Source organism: Nocardiopsis sp. MG754419 (assembly GCF_018207095.1).
Classification (GTDB): Bacteria; Actinomycetota; Actinomycetes; order Streptosporangiales; family Streptosporangiaceae; genus Nocardiopsis.
This window is the reverse complement of record NZ_QOCZ01000106.1, coordinates 1-19,173: the sequence shown is the minus strand read 5'-3', so window position 1 is coordinate 19,173 and position 19,173 is coordinate 1. Positions and strand designations below refer to the sequence as shown.

The window sequence follows — 19,173 nt, the reverse complement described above, 5'->3', positions numbered from 1 at the left end:
GGTTCGGCCCCGTGCACGTCCTGGGGGCGGGGGGAGGTGCGCATGTCCCGAGAATCTAGGGGATAGCCGCACGCCGTGTCATGACATGTCCTCATGTGGACATGGCGGAGGGTCTCCGGTCCGTCCCAGGATCACGCCCCGAGGATCAGAAGAGGTCGACGGGCGGCGCGGGGGAGTCCACGGCGTCGGCGTCGTGCACCGGCCCGTGTCCGGAGACGAACCGGTCCAGGTCCTCCCCGGCCACCGACCGCGCCATCTCGGGGTCGCGGTGCGCGGCCCGGCCCAGGGCCTCCTCCGGCAGCGGTCGGTGCCCCGCGACCACCACCAGGTTGCCGAACCGGCGTCCGCGCATCACCCCCGGCTCGGCGGACATCACCACGTGCGGCAGCACGGAGCGCACGGTCGCGACCTGCGCTCGCGTGTGCTTCAGGGCGTAACCGTCACCGACGTTGACCACCAGGAACCCGCCGGGGCGCAGGACCCGGGCCGCCTCGGCGTAGAACTCCGTCGACGTCAGCCGCGCGGGGGTCCGCGCCCCGGCGAAGACGTCGGCCACCACCACGTCGGCGCTGTCGTCGTGCCGTGCCGCGATCCACTCCCGGGCGTCACCGATCCCCACTCGCAGCTGCGCCCGCCGGTCCCAGGGCAGACGCCGCCGCACCAGTTCCACCAGCGCGGCGTCCACGTCCACCGCCCGCTGGCGCGACCCCGGCCGGGTGTGCGCCACGTACCGTGCCACCGTCAGCGCTCCGGCGCCCAGGTGGAGCGCGTCGATCGCCTCGCCCTCCGGGGCCACGAGGTCGACCGCGTGCGCGATCCGGCGGACGTACGAGAAGTCCAGATAGGTGGGGTCGGACAGGTCCACATGGGACTGTGGAGTGCCCTCCACCAGCAGGAACCACGAACCGGGCCGGTCCGCGTCGGCGAGCAGTTCCACCCCGGGCACGACCGAGACCTCCTCCTCGGCCTCGACCCTGTCACGCACGCGTCGACCCATGTTCCCGTCCCGTCTCCTGTGAAGATCCCTCCACGGTAGGCGCACCGACCACCCCCGTGAAACCGGCGCGCGAACCCCACCGCCGGGGCGCTAGCCTGGGTCGACCCGACGTTTTTCCGATCACCGCGCCCGGGGTCCTTCGGGCGCGTTCACCGAGGAGTGGCCGTGCTACTGCGGATGTCGAACCTGTTCCTGCGCACCCTGCGTGAGGACCCGGCGGACGCCGAGGTGCCGAGCCACAAGCTGCTCGTGCGCGCCGGCTACGTTCGACGGGCCGCCCCCGGCGTCTACAGCTGGTTGCCCCTGGGCAAGATCGTCCTGGAGAACGTCTCCCGCGTGGTCCGCGAGGAGATGAACGCCATGGGCGGCCAGGAGGTCCTGCTCCCCGCGCTGCTCCCCAAGGAGTACTACGAGGTCACCGGCCGCTGGGAGGAGTACGGCGACACCCTCTTCCGGCTCAAGGACCGCAAGGGCGGCGACTACCTTCTCGGCCCGACCCACGAGGAGCTCTTCACCCTCCTGGTCAAGGGCGAGTACTCGTCCTACAAGGACTTCCCGGTGGTCCTGTACCAGATCCAGGAGAAGTTCCGCGACGAGGCGCGTCCCCGCGCCGGCATCCTGCGCGGCCGTGAGTTCCACATGAAGGACTCCTACTCCTTCGACATCGACGACGAGGGTCTCCAGGAGTCCTACGACCGGCACCGCGCCGCCTACATCCGGATCTTCGACCGGCTCGGTCTCGAGTACGTCATCGTCTCGGCCACCTCCGGCGCCATGGGCGGTTCGGCCTCCGAGGAGTTCCTGGCGGTCGCGCCCACCGGCGAGGACACCTTCGTGCGCAGCACCGGGTCCGGCTACGCGGCCAACGTCGAGGCCGTGCGCGTCCCCGTGCCCGAGGCGTCGGACCCGGGCGCCGTGCCCGAGGCGCGCGTCCACCACACTCCCGGCACGGCGACCATCCATACCCTGGTCGACTTCCTCAACGGCGCCGACCTGGGCCGCGACTTCACCGAGGCCGACACCCTCAAGAACGTCCTGGTCAAGACCCGGGTGCCCGGCTCCGACGACTGGGAGCTCCTCGCCATCGGTCTCCCCGGCGACCGCGAGGTCGACTTCAAACGGCTGGAGGCGAGCCTGGAGCCCGCCGAGGTCGCCATCGTCGACGAGGCCGACTTCGCCGCGAACCCCTTCCTCGTGAAGGGCTACATCGGCCCCAAGGCCCTCATCGACAACAAGGTGCGCTACCTGGTCGACCCCCGGGTGGCCACCGGCACCGCCTGGGTGACCGGCGCCGACGAGGCCGACCACCACGTCATCGACCTGGTCGCCGGGCGCGACTTCACGCCGGACGGCACCATCGACGTCGCCGAGGTGCGCGACGGCGACCCCTCCCCGGACGGACAGGGCACCCTCTACACGGCCCGCGGGATCGAGATCGGCCACATCTTCCAGCTGGGCCGCAAGTACGCCGACGCCTTCCAGGTCGACGCTCTGGGCCCCGACGGCAAGCCCCGCCGCATCACGATGGGCTCCTACGGCATCGGCGTCTCCCGCGCGGTCGCCGCCATCATCGAGCAGTCCCACGACGACAAGGGCATCGTGTGGCCGCGTGAGGTCGCCCCCGCCGACGTGCACGTCGTCGGGACGGGCAAGGGCAACGAGGTCGAGGAGGCGCTGCGCATCGGCGGCGAACTGGAGGCCCGCGGCCTGCGGGTGCTCGTGGACGACCGCAAGGCCGCCCCCGGGGTGAAGTTCAACGACGCCGAGCTGCTGGGCATCCCCACCACGGTCATCGTGGGACGCGGCCTCAAGGAGGGCCTCGTCGAGCTGCGCGACCGCGCGAGCGGTGAGCGCTCCGACGTCGCCGTCGAGGAGATCGTCGACCGCACCGTCGCCGCCTGCGGGTCCTAGCGCGCACACGCGCAGGGGCTCCCACGGACCTTCGTGGGAGCCCCTCGTGCGTGGTGGCCGGTCGGAGCCTACGGGCGCTCGAACCCCGGCAGGACGTCCAGTGGCGCGCCCCAGCGCAGCGACCTCAGCGTCGCCTCCTGGAGCGCTCGTGCGGCCGTGATCCGCAGGTCGGTGTCGGGAGAGGCGGTCAGCCACAGGTAGGCCTCGACCGTGGCGCCCTCCAGACCGGCCGCGAACGCGTCCATGTCCTCACCGCTCCGCCCCTCCGGGATCGGGTACGAGGCCGCCGCCGGAGGTGCCTCCAGGTCGCGCTCCAACGCGGCCTCGCGCAGTGCGTCCCGCAGGGCCTTGTGCTCCAGAGCCGCGGACGAGGCGCGCTCACGGCGCCCCTCGTCGCCGGCGCCACCGACGAACTCGAACCCGTACACGGCCGCGTGCTCGGCGCTCAGCGCCTCCGCCAGGGCCTCGGCCGTGGGGTCCATGCCCTCGGTCGGCTCCTCAGTGGGTCCGGCGCCCTCGGCCGGTCCGGAAGTGTCGCTCACCTGATTCCCTCACCTCGTCGATGCCGGACCCTCAGGCCCGGTCCAGCAGATGGGCGTGCCCGGCCTCGCAGGCACCGATCGCGCTCACCAACTGGGCGAGCCCCGGGTCGGTCACGGCCGCGGCCTGGTCCGGACGGGAGGAGGCGGCCGCGGACTCCAACAGCCGCAGGCCCACGGCGTCCAAGGGCGCGGTGGGATCGGTCTCGGTCGCGGCGTCCTCGGTCCCGCGCGGTTCTCCGGACGCCTCCGGCTCCTCGGAGGGGCCCACACCCTCGGGCAGGGACTCCAACAGCGCGTCGACGTGGGACAGGTGGTGCTCCAGGAAACCCTCCAACAGCTCGGGAGGGCCCGCGCCGTCGGTCAGGGCGCGCTCGTACCGGTCCACCGTCCGTTGTTTCTCCCTGATCAGGGAGCGCAGGACGTGCACGTCCGGGGTGACGTCGTAGGGGTACCAGTCGGTCGTTCCGCATCCGCTCAGACCCACGACGGCACCCGCCGTCACCACGCCCGTCGCCGTGGCGCCCAGCAGCGTGCGGCGGCTGACGATCCCCTGGCCCACGCGGTCTCCTCCCGTGCCCCGCGACCGGGGCGGCGTCGACGGCCCCCGCGGTCGGTGGCGGTCGGCATCCATCTTTCCACGGCGACCGACGGGCCCGGTCCGGGGCGACACCCCTTACCAGGAAGCGACTCGCGGTCCCCGTCCCGCCTCCGACGGCGCGCCCCGGCCCCGCGGGGCGACCTGGGGGGCGTCCGGGAGTGGATACCCTTGCACCACAACCGCCGTCGCACGCGACGTGCGGCGCTTTCGCGTCCCACTCCGGGAAGCGGAGTGGACGCATCGAAGACTACGTACAAAGCTGGACCGCCCCGTTCGAAGGCCACGGCCGAGCGGGCGGGATTTCGCCGTTTTGAGGGGCTGACACGCATGGGAGCGCAGGCGCGTCAAGAGCGCATCGCCGAGCTGCTGGAGCCGGTACTGGCCGAGGCCGGGCTGGACCTGGAGGGCGTCGAGTTGACACCGGCGGGTAAACGCCGCGTGCTGCGCGTGGTCGTGGACTCCGACGACGGGGTCGACCTGGACACGGTCGGAGAGATCAGCCAGGACGTCAACGAGACGCTGGACACCTCCGACGTCATGGGCGAACTGCCCTACGTCCTGGAGGTCACCTCGCCCGGGGTGGAGCGTCCGTTGACCCTGCCCCGCCACTGGCGCCGCTCCCGCGGTCGCCTGGTGAAGGTGAACCTCGTCGAGGGCGGGGACCTCACCGGACGCGTGACCGAATCCGACGACCAGGGCGTCACCCTGGACGTCAAGGGTCGGACCCGCACCCTGGCCTACGACACGATCGCCAAGGCCAAGGTCCAGGTGGAATTCCGCCGCGAAGCCGACACCGACGCGGCGGACTAGAGGGGGAGCCCCATGGATATTGACATGAGTGTCCTGCGCAGCCTGGAGCGCGAGAAGGACATCGCCGTCGAACTGGTCGCCAAGGCGATCGAGGACGCGCTCCTGATCGCCTACCACCGCGAGGAGGGCCCCGAGAAGAAGGCGCGCGTGGAACTCAACCGTTCCACCGGCCACGTCACGGTGTGGGTCGCGGAGACCGACGAGGAGGGCGTCGTCGTCGGTGAGTTCGACGGCACCCCCACCGGGTTCGGTCGCATCGCCACCTCCACCGCCAAGCAGGTCATCCTGCAGCGTCTGCGCGACGCCGAGGACGAGCTGACCCTGGGCGAGTTCGCCGGTCGCGAGCACGACATCGTGTCCGGGATCATCCAGCAGGGCAAGGACCCGCGCAACGTCCTGGTGGATCTCGGCAAGATCGAGGCCATCCTGCCCCCGCAGGAGCAGGTCCCCACCGAGGCCTACACGCACGGCGAGCGTCTGCGCGCCTACGTGGTGCAGGTCCGCAAGGGCCACCGCGGCCCCTCGGTCACCCTCTCGCGCACCCACCCCAACCTGGTGCGCAAGCTCTTCGAGCTGGAGGTCCCCGAGATCGCCGACGGCACCGTCGAGATCGCGGCCATCGCCCGTGAGGCCGGTCACCGTACCAAGATGGCGGTCCGCTCCAACCGGGGCGGCGTCAACGCCAAGGGCGCCTGCATCGGCCCGCTCGGCAGCCGGGTCCGCAACGTCATGGCCGAACTCCACGGAGAGAAGATCGACATCGTCGACTTCTCCGAGGACCCCGCCGTGTTCGTCGCGAACGCGTTGTCCCCGGCCCGGGTCAATTCAGTGGAAATCCTCGACATGGCCGCGCGTGTGGCGCGGGTCGTGGTCCCCGACTACCAGCAGTCGCTCGCCATCGGCAAGGAGGGCCAGAACGCCCGCCTCGCCGCGCGTCTCACCGGGTGGCGCATCGACATCCGGTCCGACGCCGAGCCCTCCCAGCCGCTGGACGGTGAGACCGAGAACGCCGCCCCGGACGTCGATGACGCCCCCTCGGCCGGCTGATCGGGTCGCGACGATGTCCCGACACGATAGGGTGGCCGGAGACGGTCCTGACCGTCCCGTGCGAACGTGCGTGGGCTGTCGGTCGCGGGCAGTCCAGTCCGACCTCGTGCGGCTGGTGGCCGAGGGCATGGCCATCAAGCCCGACACCCGGGGTCGACGTCCGGGGCGCGGAGCCTATCTGCACCACGATTCCCGGTGCTTCGAACTTGCGGAGCGCCGAAGAGCGTGGTCACGCGCTTTCCGGAGCCGGACGGGCGGAGGTCCCACCAGGTGGGACCTCTCACGTGTGGCGTCGCTTTTCGGCGACGCCCCGCGTGGCTGAGCGCGCCGTGATCCGGATAGGGTTGGAATGTCTGGGCCGACCTCGAGGTTGTAGTGACCGAGGTCGGCGTGCTGTGCCGTGTCGGCACGTATGAGCCGGCCCATTGTTGTGTAGCGATGAGGAAGCAGGTCGAGATTGCGATGAGCGCCTGATGAGTACGCAGCGATGAGTAACTCAAGCTAACGACGGTCCGGCACGAGCCCATGTCCCGGACCGAAGCTGAAGGAGAGCAGTGGCGAAGGTCCGGGTATACGAACTCGCTAAGGAGTTCGGTGTAGAGAGCAAGGCCGTTCTGGCCAAGCTCAACGAGATGGGCGAATTCGTTCGTTCGGCGTCCTCGACGATAGAGGCCCCCGTCGTTCGACGCCTACAGGAAGCTTTCAACGACGGCTCCGACGGTGGCAAGAAGGGTGGATCGGCTCCCAAGCCGGGACCCAAGCCCTCCGCCGGCGCCTCCGCGCGTCCCTCGGCCCCCAAGCCGGGGCCCGCGCCCAAGCCGGGCCCGAAGCCGGGTCCGACCGCCAAGCCCGCGGCGGCCGAGAAGCCGTCCGCTCCGGCGGACAAGCCCGACGCGGTCGCCGACAAGCCCGAGGTCGTCGAGGCCGCCGAGAAGCCGGCGGCTCCGGTCGACAAGCCCGCGGCGCCCACTTTCGAGGCCGCGCCCAAGCCCGGCCCGAAGCCGAGCCCGAAGGCCCCGCGCGGCGACGCGCCCAAGCCCGGCCCGAAGCCGGCCGCCGGTGGTCAGCAGCGTGGGGGCGACCGTCCCCAGCGCGGCGAGCGCTCCGGTGGTCGTGACGGCGGCCGCGAGGGTGGCCGTGACGGTGGTCGTGGCCAGCGTCCGGGCGGTCCCCGTCCGGGCCCGCGTCCGGGTAACAACCCGTTCGCGTCCAACGCCTCGGGCATGGGCTCCAAGCCGTCCGCACCGCGTCCCGGTGGCGCCGGTGGCGAGCGTGCCCCGCGTCCGGGTCCGCGTCCCGGCCCGCAGGGCGGCGACCGCGCACCGCGTCCCGGTGGCGCCGATCGCGCTCCGCGTCCGGGCGGTCCCCGTCCGGGTCCGCGTCCCGGCCCGCAGGGCGGCGACCGCGCACCGCGTCCCGGTGGCGGCGACCGCGCTCCGCGTCCGGGCGGCGGCCAGGGCGCTCCGCGCCCCGGTGGTGCGGCCGGCGCTCCGCGTCCCGGTGGCGGCGGCGGTGCCCCGCGTCCGGGTGGTCCGCGTCCCAGCCCGATGAACATGCCCTCGTCCCGTCCGGCCGCGCCCGCGGGCGGCGGTCGTGGTGGTGGCGGCGGTCGTCCCGGTGGCGGCGGTGGCCGTGGTCGGGGCGGTGCCCCGGCCGGTGCCGGTCCGCGTCCCGGTGGCGGCGGCGGTCGTCCCGGCGGTTTCGGTGGTCGTCCCGGTGGCGGCGGTCGTGGCCGCGGTGGCGGAACGGCCGGTGCGTTCGGTCGTCCGGGCGGTCGTCCCGGGCGTGCCCGCAAGTCGAAGAAGCAGCGGCGTCAGGAGTTCAACGACCTCCAGGCCCCGTCCTTCGGCGGCGTCAAGATCCCGAGTGGCAACAACCAGGTCATCCGCCTGTCCCGTGGCGCCTCGCTGTCGGACTTCGGTGACAAGATCGACGTCAACCCGGCGTCGCTCGTCCAGGTCATGATGCACCTGGGTGAGATGGTCACCGCGACCCAGTCGCTGCCCGACGACACGCTTCAGGCCCTCGGCGAGGAACTGAAGTACACCATCGAGGTCGTCAGCCCCGAGGACGAGGACCGCGAGCTCCTGGAGTCCTTCTCCATCGAGTTCGGTGAGAACGAGGGCGGCGACGCCGACCTTCGTCCCCGCCCGCCGGTGGTCACCGTCATGGGTCACGTCGACCACGGTAAGACCCGACTGCTGGACACCATCCGTAAGACCAACGTCGTCAGCGGCGAGGCCGGCGGAATCACCCAGCACATCGGTGCCTACCAGGTCGCGACCGAGGTGGACGGCGAAGAGCGTCGGATCACCTTCATCGACACCCCCGGTCACGAGGCGTTCACCGCCATGCGTGCCCGTGGTGCGAAGGTCACCGACGTCGCGGTCCTGGTCGTGGCGGCCGACGACGGCGTCAAGCCGCAGACGGCCGAGGCCATCGACCACGCCAAGGCGGCCGAGGTGCCGATCGTGGTCGCGGTCAACAAGATCGACGTCGAGGGAGCGGACCCGCAGCGGGTGCGCGCCCAGATGACCGAGTACGGGCTCGTCGCCGAGGAGTTCGGCGGTGACGTCCAGTTCGTGGACATCTCCGCGCTCAAGGGCGACAACATCGAGGCCCTGCTCGAGTCGATCGTGCTGACCTCCGACGCCGAGCTCGACCTGCAGGCCAACCCGGACATGGACGCCCAGGGCCTGGCCATCGAGGCCTACCTGGACCGCGGTCGCGGTTCCATGGCCACGGTGCTGGTCCAGCGGGGCACGCTCAACGTCGGTGACTCGATCGTCTGTGGTGACGCCTACGGCCGCGTTCGCGCCATGCTCGACGAGCACGGTGAGAACGTCCAGTCGGCCGAGCCGTCCCGTCCGGTCCAGGTACTGGGTCTGACCAACGTGCCCAGCGCCGGTGACAGCTTCCTGGTCGTCAAGGACGACCGGGTGGCGCGTCAGATCGCCCAGCAGCGTGAGGCGCGCGAGCGCTTCGCCCAGCAGGCGAAGTCGGCCCGCCGGGTCACCATGGAGAACTGGCAGTCCGCGATCAAGGACGGGGAGCGCTCCGAGCTCCTCCTCCTCATCAAGGGCGACATGTCCGGTTCCGTGGAGGCTCTGGAGGAGTCGCTGCTCAAGATCGACTCGGGCGGCGACGAGGTCGGCATCCGGATCATCGGTCGTGGTGTCGGTGCGATCACGCAGAACGACATCAACCTGGCGTCGTCCGCGGACGCGATCATCGTCGGCTTCAACGTTCGGCCCGAGGGCAAGAACAGCCAGCTGGCGGACCGCATGGGCGTCGACATCCGGTACTACTCGGTGATCTACCAGGCCATCGACGAGGTCGAAGCCGCCGTCAAGGGTCTCCTCAAGCCCATCTACGAGGAGGTCCAGCTGGGCAGCGCCGAGGTCCGCGAGGTCTTCAAGGTGCCCAAGATCGGCAACATCGCCGGTTCCATCGTCCGCGGCGGTCTCATCCGCCGTAACAGCAAGGCACGACTCATCCGCGAGGGCGTCGTCATCTCCGACAACCTCACCGTCGAGTCGCTGCGACGCTTCAAGGACGATGCCACCGAGGTCCGCGAGGGCTTCGAGTGCGGTATCGGTGTCGGCTACAACGACATCCGGCTCGAGGACGTCATCGAGACCTACGAGATGCAGGAGAAGCCCCGCGACTAGTCGCGTGGACCGATCCACCTGGGGCCCCGGACCTTTCGTGTCCGGGGCCCCGCCTTTGCCGGCTCACACACCGCAGGTGATCACTTGTACGTTGGGGCGCTGACCCTGGACGTGCTCCTCGGAGACGTCCACTCGCTCAAACAGAAGCGCTCGATGGTCCGGCCGGTCATCGCCGAACTGCGCCGTAAGTTCTCGGTGTCGGTCTCGGAGGTGGGCGAGCACGACCTTTACCGTCGGGCGAAGATCGGTGTCGCGGTGGTCGCGCCCACGGCCGCCCACGCCAGGGACCAGATGGACACCTGCGAGCGTTTCGTCGCGGGCCGTCCCGAACTGGAGCTGCTGTCCGCCAGGCAGCGGCTCTTCAACGAAGAGGAAGACTGACGATGGTCGACGCAGCACGCGCGCGGAAGATCGCCGACCGGATCCAGCGCATCGTCGCCGAGATGCTGGACCGGCGGATCAAGGACCCGCGCCTGGGATTCGTCACCGTGACCGACGCCCGTATCACCGCGGACCTTCGGGACGCCACGGTGTACTACACGGTGTTCGGGTCCCCCGAGGAGAAGGCGGCCAGTGCGGCCGCCCTGGAGAGCGCCAAGGGCGTGATCCGCAGCGAGGTCGGCCGCCAGACCGGCATCCGTCACACGCCGAGCCTGACCTTCGTCATCGACGAGGTGCAGGAGAACGCCCAGCACATCGAGGATCTGCTGGTCCAGGCGCGCAAGTCCGACGAGGAGGTGGCCCAGCGGGCCACCGGCGCCCGGCACGCGGGTGAGGCCGACCCGTACAAGGCGCCTCGTGAGGACGACGAGGACGAGTGACCACCGGGCGGCGGCCCGTGGCCGCCGCCCTTCCCCCTTCCCCGTAAGGAGCACCATGGCCGAGAGCGGCGTCGTGGTCGTTGACAAGCCCGCCGACTGGACCTCGCACGACGTGGTCGCCAAGACCCGGGGGCTGGCGCGCACCCGCCGAGTGGGGCACGCGGGCACCCTGGACCCGATGGCCACCGGGGTCCTGGTGCTGGGGATCGAGAAGGGCACCAAACTGCTCGGTCACCTCACCCTGACCGAGAAGACCTACGAGGCGACCATCCGGCTGGGGCTGGTCACCAACACCGACGACGCCGAGGGTGAACCCGGCGTGCGGACGGACGCCTCCGACGTCGCCGACGCCGCGGTCCACGCGGCCGTCGCGAAGCTCACCGGCCTCATCCGGCAGGTGCCGCCGCAGGTCAGCGCGATCAAGGTGAACGGCGAACGCGCCTACAAGGCCGCGCGGGAGGGCAAGGAGGTCGCCCTCAAGGCCCGTGAGGTCACCGTCGCCGGCTTCGAGGTGGGCGACATCCGTCGCGTCGAGGATCCCGCGGGCGTCTTCGTGGACCTGGACGCGGTCATCACGTGCTCCAGCGGTACCTACATCCGCTCGCTCGCCCGGGACATGGGCGCCGACCTGGGGGTCGGCGGTCACCTCGCCGCGCTCCGCCGCACCCGTGTGGGCCCCTACGACCTGTCGCAGGCCCGCACCCTGGACCAGCTCGCCGGTGAGTTCACCCAGGTCCCGCTCGCCCAGGCGGTGGCCACGGCCTTCCCGGTCCGCACCATGGACGAGACCGAGACCCGCGCGATCCGTCACGGCAACCGCATCGGTCCGAGCTCTCTGGGCGACGGCCCCGTCGGTCTGTTCGCCCCGGACGGGACCGTGGTCGCGTTGGGGGAGAACCGCCCGGGCCACATGAAACCGGTCGTCGTCTTCAGCCCGGCCTGAACCCACGTCACCGTCGGACTCCCGCGCGGCGTTCGTCCGCGGGAGCGGCGGGATCGGCGGCCGGACGAGACCGTGTCGTCGGCCGGTGGCGTCCCCGTGAACATAGAGGTGCGACTCCCGTGCTCAACCGCTGCGGGGAAGGTCGTGCAGGAACGCGGTGAGCAGGGCGGTCAGCTCTCCCGGACGTTCGACCGAGGGCAGGTGGCCGGTCTGCGCCATCTCCCGTAGCCGGGCGTCGCGCACGCCCTCCGCGTACAGGTCGGCGACCTCCTGGATCTGCGGGATCTCCGACAGGCCCTTGACGACCAGGGTCGGCGCCGTGATCTCGTGCAGCCGTTCCCCGGCCGGACGTTCGGGCCACCGGGTGTCGTTGGGCGGGCTCGACCACCGGCGGGCGAACAGCTCCCGCAGCATCAGCAGGGTCAGGTCCCAGGCCTCCAGCGGCATCTCCTCGGGAGAACGACCCGGACCCAGCACCATGAAGCGGGCCTGGGCCTCCGCCATCGCGGCCACGTCCGCGGGGTCCGGAACGGCGTTGCCGGCCCGGTAGGTCGCCAGGCGCTCGTACGGCACCGCCGAGAGCAGCATCTTCCGCGACTCCCGCACGTAGGCCTCCGGCCACGTGTGCCCGGACATCCCCGGACACACCAGGGCCAGCGCCCTCACGCGCTCGGGCTCCGCCAAGGCCGCGTCCACGACGTGGGCTCCCCCGAACGACGCCCCGACCAGGACGGCCTCCTCGATGTCCAGGGCGTCCATCAGACCCAGCAGGTCCTCGTGGTGGGAGATCCCTCCCTCGTGGTCGGCCGACCCCCCATACCCGCGCCGGTCGTAGCGCACCGCCCTGTGCGTGCCGGACAGCTCCGCGAACTGGTGGTCCCACATGCGCCGGTCGGCCACACCCGCGTGCACGAACACGATGGCCGGTCCCTCACCGGCCTCGTCGTAGGACAGACGCGTGCCATTGGTGCTGATCATCGCCATCCGGGCACGGTAAACCGAGGACCGGCTCCACGCCAACCGCGCTTTGCCGACGGCAGAACGGATGTGGTGGGCCGCACCGCTCGCGTGGCGGAGGAGGCCCCGGTGACGTGGCACGCTTGAGGCGGACCACATCTCGACGAACAAGGGGGCCAACGTGCGGAGATCGGACGGGCCGGGTGACGTCGCCGGCGACCGGGGGCGCTCCGTGGTGGCGATCGGTGTCTTCGACGGCGTGCACCGCGGTCATCGTGCCCTCCTCGCCTCCGCCGTGGCGCACGGACGCGACCTGGGGCTGCCGGTGGTCGTGGTCACCTTCGATCCTCACCCGGAACAGGTGCTGCGCGGTCGTACCCCGCCGGTGCTCACCCCGATGGACCGCCGGGTCGCTCTCCTGACCGAGGCGGGCGCCGAGACGGTGTGCGTGCTGCCCTTCACCGAGGAACTGTCCGCGCTGAGCCCCGAGGAGTTCGTCCGTCGGATCCTGGTCGACCGCCTCGGCGCCGCCGCCGTGGTGGTGGGGGAGGACTTCCGGTTCGGTCACCGTGTCGCCGGGAACGTCGCCACCCTGACCGAACTGGGGGTGCGGTGCGGGTTCTCCGTGGACGGCGTCCGCCTGGTCGCCGAGGGGGACACCATCACCTCCACACGGGTCCGGGAACTGTTGGCCACCGGTGACGTGGCGGGTGCCGCCGCGCTCCTGGGACGGCCCCACCGCGTGAGCGGTGAGATCGTGCACGGGGCGGCCCGGGGGCGCGAACTCCTGGGGTTCCCCACGGCCAACATGGACCTGGCGCCCCAGACCGCGGTACCCGGCGACGGCGTGTACGCGGGGTGGCTCGGCCGCGCGGAGCCGGCCACCGGGGCCGGTTCGCGGTGGCCCGCCGCGATCTCCGTGGGCACCAACCCGACCTTCGACGGCGCCGAGCGCACCGTGGAGGCCTACGCGCTGGACCGTGACGACCTGGAACTCTACGGGCTGTCCATGACGGTGGACTTCAGTGCGCGCATCCGCGGCCAGGAGCGGTTCGACGGCATCGACGAACTCATCGTCGCGATGCGCCGCGACGTGGACCGCTGCCGTGACCTGCTCACGGCCGAGTCCGGCCGCACTCCCTGAGCCGAGGGAGGCCCGGGTCACCATCGGTACGGCCGGACCGTCCCCTGAACTGCGGTAAGGTGGGGCCGTTCACGTGTGCCCGCGGTCGGGCCGCCCCCGGGCGGCGGAGCCGGCGGGAGCGCGGTGCACCCACGCCATCGGCGGCGGGCCGCGCCCATCACACGCGACGGTGACTGTTCGTACGCGCGGTCACCGTGTCCGATCCCGGTCATGCGTCGGGGTCTGCCCCGCGTACCGAATACATGAGTGAAGGAGCGTCGTGTCGATCGACACCGCCACCAAGGAAAAGATCATCGCCGAGTACGCCACCGCCGAGGGTGACACCGGCTCCCCCGAGGTCCAGGTCGCGCTGCTCACGCACCGCATCACCGAGCTCACCGAGCACCTCAAGGACCACAAGCACGACCACCACAGCCGCCGCGGTCTGCTGCTGATGGTCGGTCGTCGCCGCCGTCTGCTGAAGTACATCGCCAAGCAGGACATCACCCGCTACCGCTCGCTGATCGAGCGCCTGGGTCTGCGCCGCTAGGTGATCGTCGGAGGGAGTGGCTTCGGCCGCTCCCTCTTTGTTAGTAAGGTGTAACCGGAGCGGCGGTCGACACGACCGCCGCACCGTGAACCACACCCGTGCCGTTCCCCCGGTCCAACAGGGGTCGGTCCTCGGTAGTGGCCCTCGGACCCCGTCTCCACGGCGGGCCGCGGGCTTCGATCGATGACCGGCCGTCATCTTCTCCGGGGCACGACGCGGGCGCATACGCACACGTCGCGACGTCGGTACGACCGGCGTGCGGCGTATCCCAACGTGTAGTAGGAGGTCGCCCATGGAGGGCGTTTACTCTGCCGAAGCCGTCATCGACAATGGCCGGTTCGGCTCCCGCACCATCCGCTTCGAGACCGGCCGGCTGGCCCGTCAGGCCGCCGGTTCGGCCACGGTCTACCTGGACGACGAGACCGTCGTCCTGTCGGCCACGACCGCCTCGAAGCGTCCCAAGGAGAACCTCGACTTCTTCCCGCTGACGGTGGACGTCGAGGAGCGGATGTACGCCGCCGGTCGTATCCCCGGCTCGTTCTTCCGCCGTGAGGGCCGTCCGTCCGAGGACGCCATCCTCACCTGCCGTCTCATCGACCGGCCGCTGCGTCCGTCCTTCAAGAAGGGCCTGCGCAACGAGATCCAGATCGTCGAGACGGTCCTGTCCCTGCACCCCGAGCACCTGTACGACGTCGTCGCCATCAACGCGGCCTCGATGTCCACGCAGATCGCCGGGCTGCCCTTCTCCGGCCCGATCGGCGGCGTGCGCGTCGCCCTGATCGAGGGCCAGTGGGTCGGGTTCCCCACCCACGCCGAGCTGGAGAACGCCACCTTCGACATGGTCGTCGCCGGCCGTGTCCTGGAGGACGGCGACGTCGCGATCATGATGGTCGAGGCCGAGTCCACCACCCGCACCCTGAAGCTGGTCGCCGAAGGGGCCGTCGGCCCCAACGAGCAGACCGTCGCCGAGGGTCTGGAGGCCGCCAAGCCCTTCATCAAGGTGCTGTGCAAGGCCCAGCAGGCCGTGGCCGAGCAGACCGGTCGTGAGCAGGGCGAGTTCCCGATCTTCCTCGACTACGAGGACGACGCCTACGCCGCCGTCGAGGGCGCGGTCCGCGAGGACCTGGCCAAGGCGCTCACCATCGCGGACAAGCAGGACCGCGAGACCGAGCTCGACAAGATCAAGGCCGAGGCCGGCGAGAAGCTGGCCGAGGACTTCGAGGGTCGCGAGAAGGAGGTCGGCGCCGCCTTCCGCAGCCTGAGCAAGCAGCTCATGCGCGAGCGCGTGCTGCGCGACCAGGTCCGTATCGACGGCCGTGGTCCCAAGGACATCCGCCAGCTGAGCGCCGAGGTGGGCATCCTGCCCCGCGTGCACGGCTCGGCCCTCTTCGAGCGTGGCGAGACCCAGATCATGGGCGTCACCACGCTGAACATGCTGCGCATGGAACAGACGGTTGACACGCTCAACCCGGACAAGACCAAGCGCTACATGCACAACTACAACTTCCCGCCCTACTCCACCGGTGAGACCGGTCGGGTGGGCTCGCCCAAGCGGCGCGAGATCGGGCACGGCGCTCTGGCCGAGCGGGCCCTGCTGCCCGTGCTGCCCTCCCGCGAGGAGTTCCCGTACGCGATCCGTCAGGTCTCCGAGGCCCTCGGCTCCAACGGTTCCACCTCGATGGGTTCGGTCTGCGCCTCCACCATGTCCCTGATGGCGGCCGGTGTGCCGCTGCGGGAGATGGTGTCCGGTATCGCCATGGGTTTGATCAGCCAGGACGACCAGTTCGTCACCCTGACCGACATCCTCGGTGCCGAGGACGCCTTCGGTGACATGGACTTCAAGGTCGCCGGTACCCGGGACCTCATCACCGCGCTGCAGCTGGACACCAAGCTCGACGGCATCCCCGCCGAGCAGCTGGCCCTGGCCCTGCAGCAGGCCCGCGGCGCCCGACTGGCCATCCTGGACGTCATGCAGGAGGCCATCGAGAGCCCGGCCGAGATGAGCCCGAACGCTCCGCGCATCCTCACCGTCAAGGTTCCGGTGGAGAAGATCGGTGAGGTCATCGGCCCCAAGGGCAAGATGATCAACTCGATCCAGGACGACACCGGCGCCGACATCACGATCGAGGACGACGGCACCATCTACATCGGTGCCACCGACGGCCCCTCCGCCGAGGCGGCCCGGGACACGATCAACCAGATCGCGAACCCGACCATGCCGGAGATCGGCGACCGCTACCTGGGCACCGTCGTCAAGACGACCGCCTTCGGCGCGTTCGTGTCCTTGCTGCCCGGCAAGGACGGTCTGCTGCACATCTCGCAGATCCGTAAGCTGCACGGCGGTCAGCGGATCGAGAACCTCGACGACGTGATCAGCATCGGCGAGAAGATCCAGGTCGAGATCCGCGAGATCGACGACCGCGGCAAGCTGTCCCTGGCTCCGGTCGAGGTCGTCGAGGCCGAGGCCGCCAAGAACGAGGGCGGTTCCGCCGAGGCGCCCGAGGCCAAGGGCGACGACAAGTCCGACGAGGGCAAGGACGAGGGCGCTCCGCGCCGTCGCCGCCGTCGTACCTCGGGTGGGCGTTCCGAGAACACCTGATCGAGTGACACCCGCGTGCGGGGCGGTCGCGTCTTCGATGATGCGGCCGCCCCGCCGTCGTACGTATGCTCTGCTGGAAGTTCCGTCGCGAAGAAGAAGGATTCATGAGCTCTGTCCCCACCGCCGCCGAGCAGGAGCCGGGTACGACCGAGACGCTGCTGGAGCCCGACGGTGGTTCCGGCCTGGTGCGTCGGACCGTGCTTCCCGGTGGCCTGCGCGTGGTCACCGAGAACATCCCCGGCGGCCGTTCGGTCGCCTTCGGCGTCTCCGCCACCACCGGGTCCCGTGACGAGGACTCCGCGCACGCCGGATCGGCGCACTTCCTGGAGCACCTGCTGTTCAAGGGGACCCGCACCCGCTCGGCGCTGGAGATCTCCGCGCTGCTGGACGGGGTGGGCGCCGACCACAACGCCTACACCACCAAGGAGCACACCTGCTACTACGCGAAGGTGCTCGACCGTGACCTGCCGTTGGCGGTGGACGTGGTCGGGGACATGGTCGCGAACTCGGTGCTGGACGCGGGCGAGGTGGAGACCGAGCGCGGCGTGATCCTCGAGGAGATCGCCATGTACGAGGACGAGCCCGCCGATCTGGTGGACGACGTCTTCGCCGAGCACTTCTTCGGCGACAGTCCGCTGGGCCGTCCCATCCTGGGCACCATCGACACGATCAAGGCGCTGCCGCGTGAGCGCATCGCCGAGCAGTACCGTGACGCCTACGTGCCCTCCGAGCTCATCGTGACCGCGGCGGGCAGCCTCGACCACGCTGCCGTCGTCGAGCAGGTCCGCTCGATCTTCGCCGACCACCTGGCGGCGGCGGGCGACGCTCGTCCGTCGGGGCCGCGCGGCCCCGGTGCCCCGGTGCGCACCTTCGACGGCACCGTCGTGCAGTCTCGTGAGACGGAGCAGGCGCACATCATCCTGGGTTCGGAGGGGATCACCCGCACCGACCCCCGCTGGCACGCCCTGAGGCTGCTCAGCGCCGCCCTGGGCGGTGGTATGTCGTCCCGGCTCTTCCAGGAGGTCCGGGAGAAGCGCGGGCTGGCCTACGCCGTGCACGCGTACCACACCTCCTACGCCGACACCGGGGCGTTCCAGATCTACGCCGGCTGCCTTCCGGACAAGGCCGACGAGGTCATCGGGGTGTGCCGCGAGGAACTCGCGAAGGTCGCCGCCGCCGGCATCACGCCCGACGAGCTGACCCGCGCCAAGGGGCAGATCCAGGGGGCCATGGTGCTCGGCAGCGAGGGCACGAACGCCCGGATGGGCCGACTGCTCTCGCACGAGCTGGTGCAGCCGCGCCACTTCTCCATCGACGAGGACTTGGCCCGGTTCGACGCCGTCACACTGGACGAGGTGGCCGGGGTGGCCGCGGAGCTGCTGAACCGTCCCCGCGCCCTCGCCGTGATCGGCCCCTACGCGACCGACCGCGTCTTCTAGGCCGCGTTCACCGGGCCCGGTCCCGTCCACACCGGACGGGACCGGGCCCGGCGTCGTACCGGGGCGGGCGGGGTCAGTCCCGCCACAGGCCGTGGCCCACGAATCCCCCCTCCTCACAGCCGGGCGGGATCGCGTAGACCGCCGAACCCACCGCCGTCACCCAGGAGTTGAGCAGGTCCAGTTCGTCCAACCGCCGCTGGACGGGCACGAAGCGCCGGACCGGGTCGGACTGGAAGGACACGAACAGCAGCCCCGACTCCCCGGAGGCGGGGTCCTCGTAGTTGTAGGCCCGGCGGAACATCCGCTCCTCGGGGTCGTCGGTCCGGGCACGGCGGATGTGCGCGAAGTCCGCGATCACGGTGAGCCCGCCCGGCCCGGTGGCCGCGAAGTCGGGTTCGTCGTGCTCGCGTTCCCCGGTCAGGGGCGCCCCGTCGGACACGCGGCGGCCCATCACCGCCTCACGGGCGGGCCGGTCCAACTCGTCCCAGGTGTCCAGGTCGGTGGCGATCCGGCGCAGCACCAGCGACGTACCACCGGAGAGCCAGGCCGGATCGCCCTCGTGCCAGACCAGGTGGTCGAAGTCCTCGGTCCCCGGGGCCGGATTGACCGTGCCGTCCACCTGCCCCATGAGGTTGCGCATGGTCGTCCCGGCCGGCTCCGTGCCCCGGGCGCGACGGAACCCGTCCTGGACCCAGCGGACCCTGGTGTGGGCCCGGGCGTCCCGGAGCAGGATCCGTGCCGTGTGCGCGACGGTCACCGGGTCGTCGGAGCACACCTGGAGCAGCAGGTCGGTCTGGCCCCACTCCGGTCGCAGCGTGTCCTGCGTGAAGTCGGGCAGGTCGGTGAGCCACTCCGGGACGGCGCCGGGGGCGACGCGTTCCACCAGCCCCCGCCCGAATCCGAAGGTCACCGTCAGCCGGGCGGGCGAGGAGGCCAGTTCCGGTTCGGTGTCGGCGAGCGCCCCCTCCCCACCGCTCAGCCGGGCCACGTCGTCGCTGAGCAGCACCAGCAGGCGGCGCACCCCCTCGGCGTCGGTCTCCGGGTCCAGGTCGAGGCCGAGGAGACGGGTGTGCGCCTGGGGAGGCGTCTCGATCCCGGCCTGACGGTGCCCGTGGAAGGGGACGGTGCCCTCGCCGTGATCGGCCCCTACGCGACCGACCGCGTC

17 protein-coding genes are annotated in these 19,173 nt (G+C 71.0%); 12 read left to right on the top strand and 5 right to left on the bottom strand.

The window, feature by feature from the left end; genetic code table 11:
* Positions 1–145 precede the first annotated feature (145 nt).
* Entirely contained in the window at positions 146–997 is an 852-nt protein-coding gene (locus DSY14_RS19090; RefSeq protein WP_211717953.1) for a spermidine synthase, read from the bottom strand.
* Positions 998–1,174: 177 nt separating this feature from the next.
* Here DSY14_RS19090 and DSY14_RS19085 point away from each other — a divergent pair, with 177 nt between their 5' ends.
* The gene (locus DSY14_RS19085) at positions 1,175–2,908 is read left to right on the top strand and encodes a proline--tRNA ligase (protein ID WP_211717956.1); all 1,734 of its coding nucleotides are present in this window, start codon (positions 1,175–1,177) and stop codon (positions 2,906–2,908) included.
* 68 nt (positions 2,909–2,976) lie between these two features.
* Here DSY14_RS19085 and DSY14_RS19080 read toward each other — a convergent pair whose 3' ends face one another.
* Both DSY14_RS19080 and DSY14_RS19075 read right to left on the bottom strand, forming a co-directional pair.
* The gene (locus DSY14_RS19080; RefSeq protein ID WP_211717955.1) at positions 2,977–3,390 is read right to left on the bottom strand and encodes a ferritin-like domain-containing protein; all 414 of its coding nucleotides are present in this window, start codon (positions 3,388–3,390) and stop codon (positions 2,977–2,979) included.
* A 91-nt stretch (positions 3,391–3,481) separates the two neighbouring features.
* The gene (locus DSY14_RS19075; RefSeq protein WP_211717952.1) at positions 3,482–4,009 is read right to left on the bottom strand and encodes a hypothetical protein; all 528 of its coding nucleotides are present in this window, start codon (positions 4,007–4,009) and stop codon (positions 3,482–3,484) included.
* A 366-nt stretch (positions 4,010–4,375) separates the two neighbouring features.
* Here DSY14_RS19075 and rimP point away from each other — a divergent pair, with 366 nt between their 5' ends.
* The 7 genes from rimP (at position 4,376) to truB (ending at position 11,340) form a co-directional block, all read left to right on the top strand.
* Positions 4,376–4,858 (top strand): ribosome maturation factor RimP, encoded by a 483-nt coding sequence (rimP, locus tag DSY14_RS19070; RefSeq protein WP_211717951.1) that lies wholly within the window; start codon positions 4,376–4,378, stop codon positions 4,856–4,858.
* Between the two features lie 24 nt (positions 4,859–4,882).
* Positions 4,883–5,905: a transcription termination factor NusA gene (nusA, locus tag DSY14_RS19065; protein ID WP_211717954.1), complete on the top strand. Its 1,023-nt coding sequence runs from the start codon at positions 4,883–4,885 to the stop codon at positions 5,903–5,905.
* Positions 5,883–6,227, top strand: coding sequence for a YlxR family protein (locus tag DSY14_RS19060; protein ID WP_307851274.1), 345 nt, complete (start codon positions 5,883–5,885; stop codon positions 6,225–6,227). The genes nusA and DSY14_RS19060 overlap by 23 nt, the downstream gene beginning before the upstream one ends.
* A gap of 232 nt (positions 6,228–6,459) precedes the next feature.
* Complete coding sequence (gene infB, locus DSY14_RS19055; protein ID WP_211717949.1) at positions 6,460–9,576, top strand: translation initiation factor IF-2; 3,117 nt, start codon at positions 6,460–6,462, stop codon at positions 9,574–9,576.
* A gap of 84 nt (positions 9,577–9,660) precedes the next feature.
* Positions 9,661–9,957 (top strand): DUF503 domain-containing protein, encoded by a 297-nt coding sequence (locus tag DSY14_RS19050; protein ID WP_211717948.1) that lies wholly within the window; start codon positions 9,661–9,663, stop codon positions 9,955–9,957.
* A gap of 2 nt (positions 9,958–9,959) precedes the next feature.
* The gene (gene rbfA, locus DSY14_RS19045; protein WP_211717947.1) at positions 9,960–10,397 is read left to right on the top strand and encodes a 30S ribosome-binding factor RbfA; all 438 of its coding nucleotides are present in this window, start codon (positions 9,960–9,962) and stop codon (positions 10,395–10,397) included.
* Positions 10,398–10,452: 55 nt separating this feature from the next.
* Positions 10,453–11,340 (top strand): tRNA pseudouridine(55) synthase TruB, encoded by an 888-nt coding sequence (gene truB / locus DSY14_RS19040; RefSeq protein WP_211717946.1) that lies wholly within the window; start codon positions 10,453–10,455, stop codon positions 11,338–11,340.
* Positions 11,341–11,463: 123 nt separating this feature from the next.
* Here truB and DSY14_RS19035 read toward each other — a convergent pair whose 3' ends face one another.
* Complete coding sequence (locus DSY14_RS19035; RefSeq protein ID WP_211717945.1) at positions 11,464–12,324, bottom strand: alpha/beta fold hydrolase; 861 nt, start codon at positions 12,322–12,324, stop codon at positions 11,464–11,466.
* A gap of 154 nt (positions 12,325–12,478) precedes the next feature.
* Here DSY14_RS19035 and DSY14_RS19030 point away from each other — a divergent pair, with 154 nt between their 5' ends.
* The 4 genes from DSY14_RS19030 (at position 12,479) to DSY14_RS19015 (ending at position 18,008) form a co-directional block, all read left to right on the top strand.
* Positions 12,479–13,441 carry a bifunctional riboflavin kinase/FAD synthetase gene (locus tag DSY14_RS19030; protein WP_211717944.1) on the top strand — a complete coding sequence of 321 codons (963 nt, stop codon included), beginning with the start codon at positions 12,479–12,481 and terminating at the stop codon, positions 13,439–13,441.
* 259 nt (positions 13,442–13,700) lie between these two features.
* Complete coding sequence (rpsO, locus tag DSY14_RS19025) at positions 13,701–13,970, top strand: 30S ribosomal protein S15 (protein WP_184365917.1); 270 nt, start codon at positions 13,701–13,703, stop codon at positions 13,968–13,970.
* 292 nt (positions 13,971–14,262) lie between these two features.
* Positions 14,263–16,569, top strand: a complete 2,307-nt coding sequence (locus DSY14_RS19020) for a polyribonucleotide nucleotidyltransferase (protein WP_211717943.1) — start codon at positions 14,263–14,265, stop codon at positions 16,567–16,569.
* Between the two features lie 104 nt (positions 16,570–16,673).
* Positions 16,674–18,008, top strand: a complete 1,335-nt coding sequence (locus DSY14_RS19015) for a pitrilysin family protein (RefSeq protein WP_211717942.1) — start codon at positions 16,674–16,676, stop codon at positions 18,006–18,008.
* A gap of 73 nt (positions 18,009–18,081) precedes the next feature.
* On the opposite strand, the gene DSY14_RS19010 is transcribed toward DSY14_RS19015, so the two are convergent.
* A partial coding sequence (locus DSY14_RS19010; RefSeq protein WP_211717941.1) for a Dyp-type peroxidase occupies positions 18,082–19,173 on the bottom strand: 1,092 nt, incomplete at its 5' end.

Excerpts from the sequence above, each read along its gene's own strand:
- DSY14_RS19015 (WP_211717942.1), top strand. The coding sequence starts at position 16,674 with ATGAGCTCTGTCCCCACCGCCGCCGAGCAGGAGCCGGGTACGACCGAG.
- DSY14_RS19090 (WP_211717953.1), bottom strand. The coding sequence starts at position 997 with ATGGGTCGACGCGTGCGTGACAGGGTCGAGGCCGAGGAGGAGGTCTCG.
- rimP (WP_211717951.1), top strand. The coding sequence starts at position 4,376 with ATGGGAGCGCAGGCGCGTCAAGAGCGCATCGCCGAGCTGCTGGAGCCG.
- rbfA (WP_211717947.1), top strand. The coding sequence starts at position 9,960 with ATGGTCGACGCAGCACGCGCGCGGAAGATCGCCGACCGGATCCAGCGC.
- DSY14_RS19080 (WP_211717955.1), bottom strand. The coding sequence starts at position 3,390 with ATGGACCCCACGGCCGAGGCCCTGGCGGAGGCGCTGAGCGCCGAGCAC.
- DSY14_RS19085 (WP_211717956.1), top strand. The coding sequence starts at position 1,175 with ATGTCGAACCTGTTCCTGCGCACCCTGCGTGAGGACCCGGCGGACGCC.
- nusA (WP_211717954.1), top strand. The coding sequence starts at position 4,883 with ATGAGTGTCCTGCGCAGCCTGGAGCGCGAGAAGGACATCGCCGTCGAA.
- DSY14_RS19035 (WP_211717945.1), bottom strand. The coding sequence starts at position 12,324 with ATGGCGATGATCAGCACCAATGGCACGCGTCTGTCCTACGACGAGGCC.
- DSY14_RS19020 (WP_211717943.1), top strand. The coding sequence starts at position 14,263 with ATGGAGGGCGTTTACTCTGCCGAAGCCGTCATCGACAATGGCCGGTTC.
- truB (WP_211717946.1), top strand. The coding sequence starts at position 10,453 with ATGGCCGAGAGCGGCGTCGTGGTCGTTGACAAGCCCGCCGACTGGACC.
- DSY14_RS19060 (WP_307851274.1), top strand. The coding sequence starts at position 5,883 with ATGACGCCCCCTCGGCCGGCTGATCGGGTCGCGACGATGTCCCGACAC.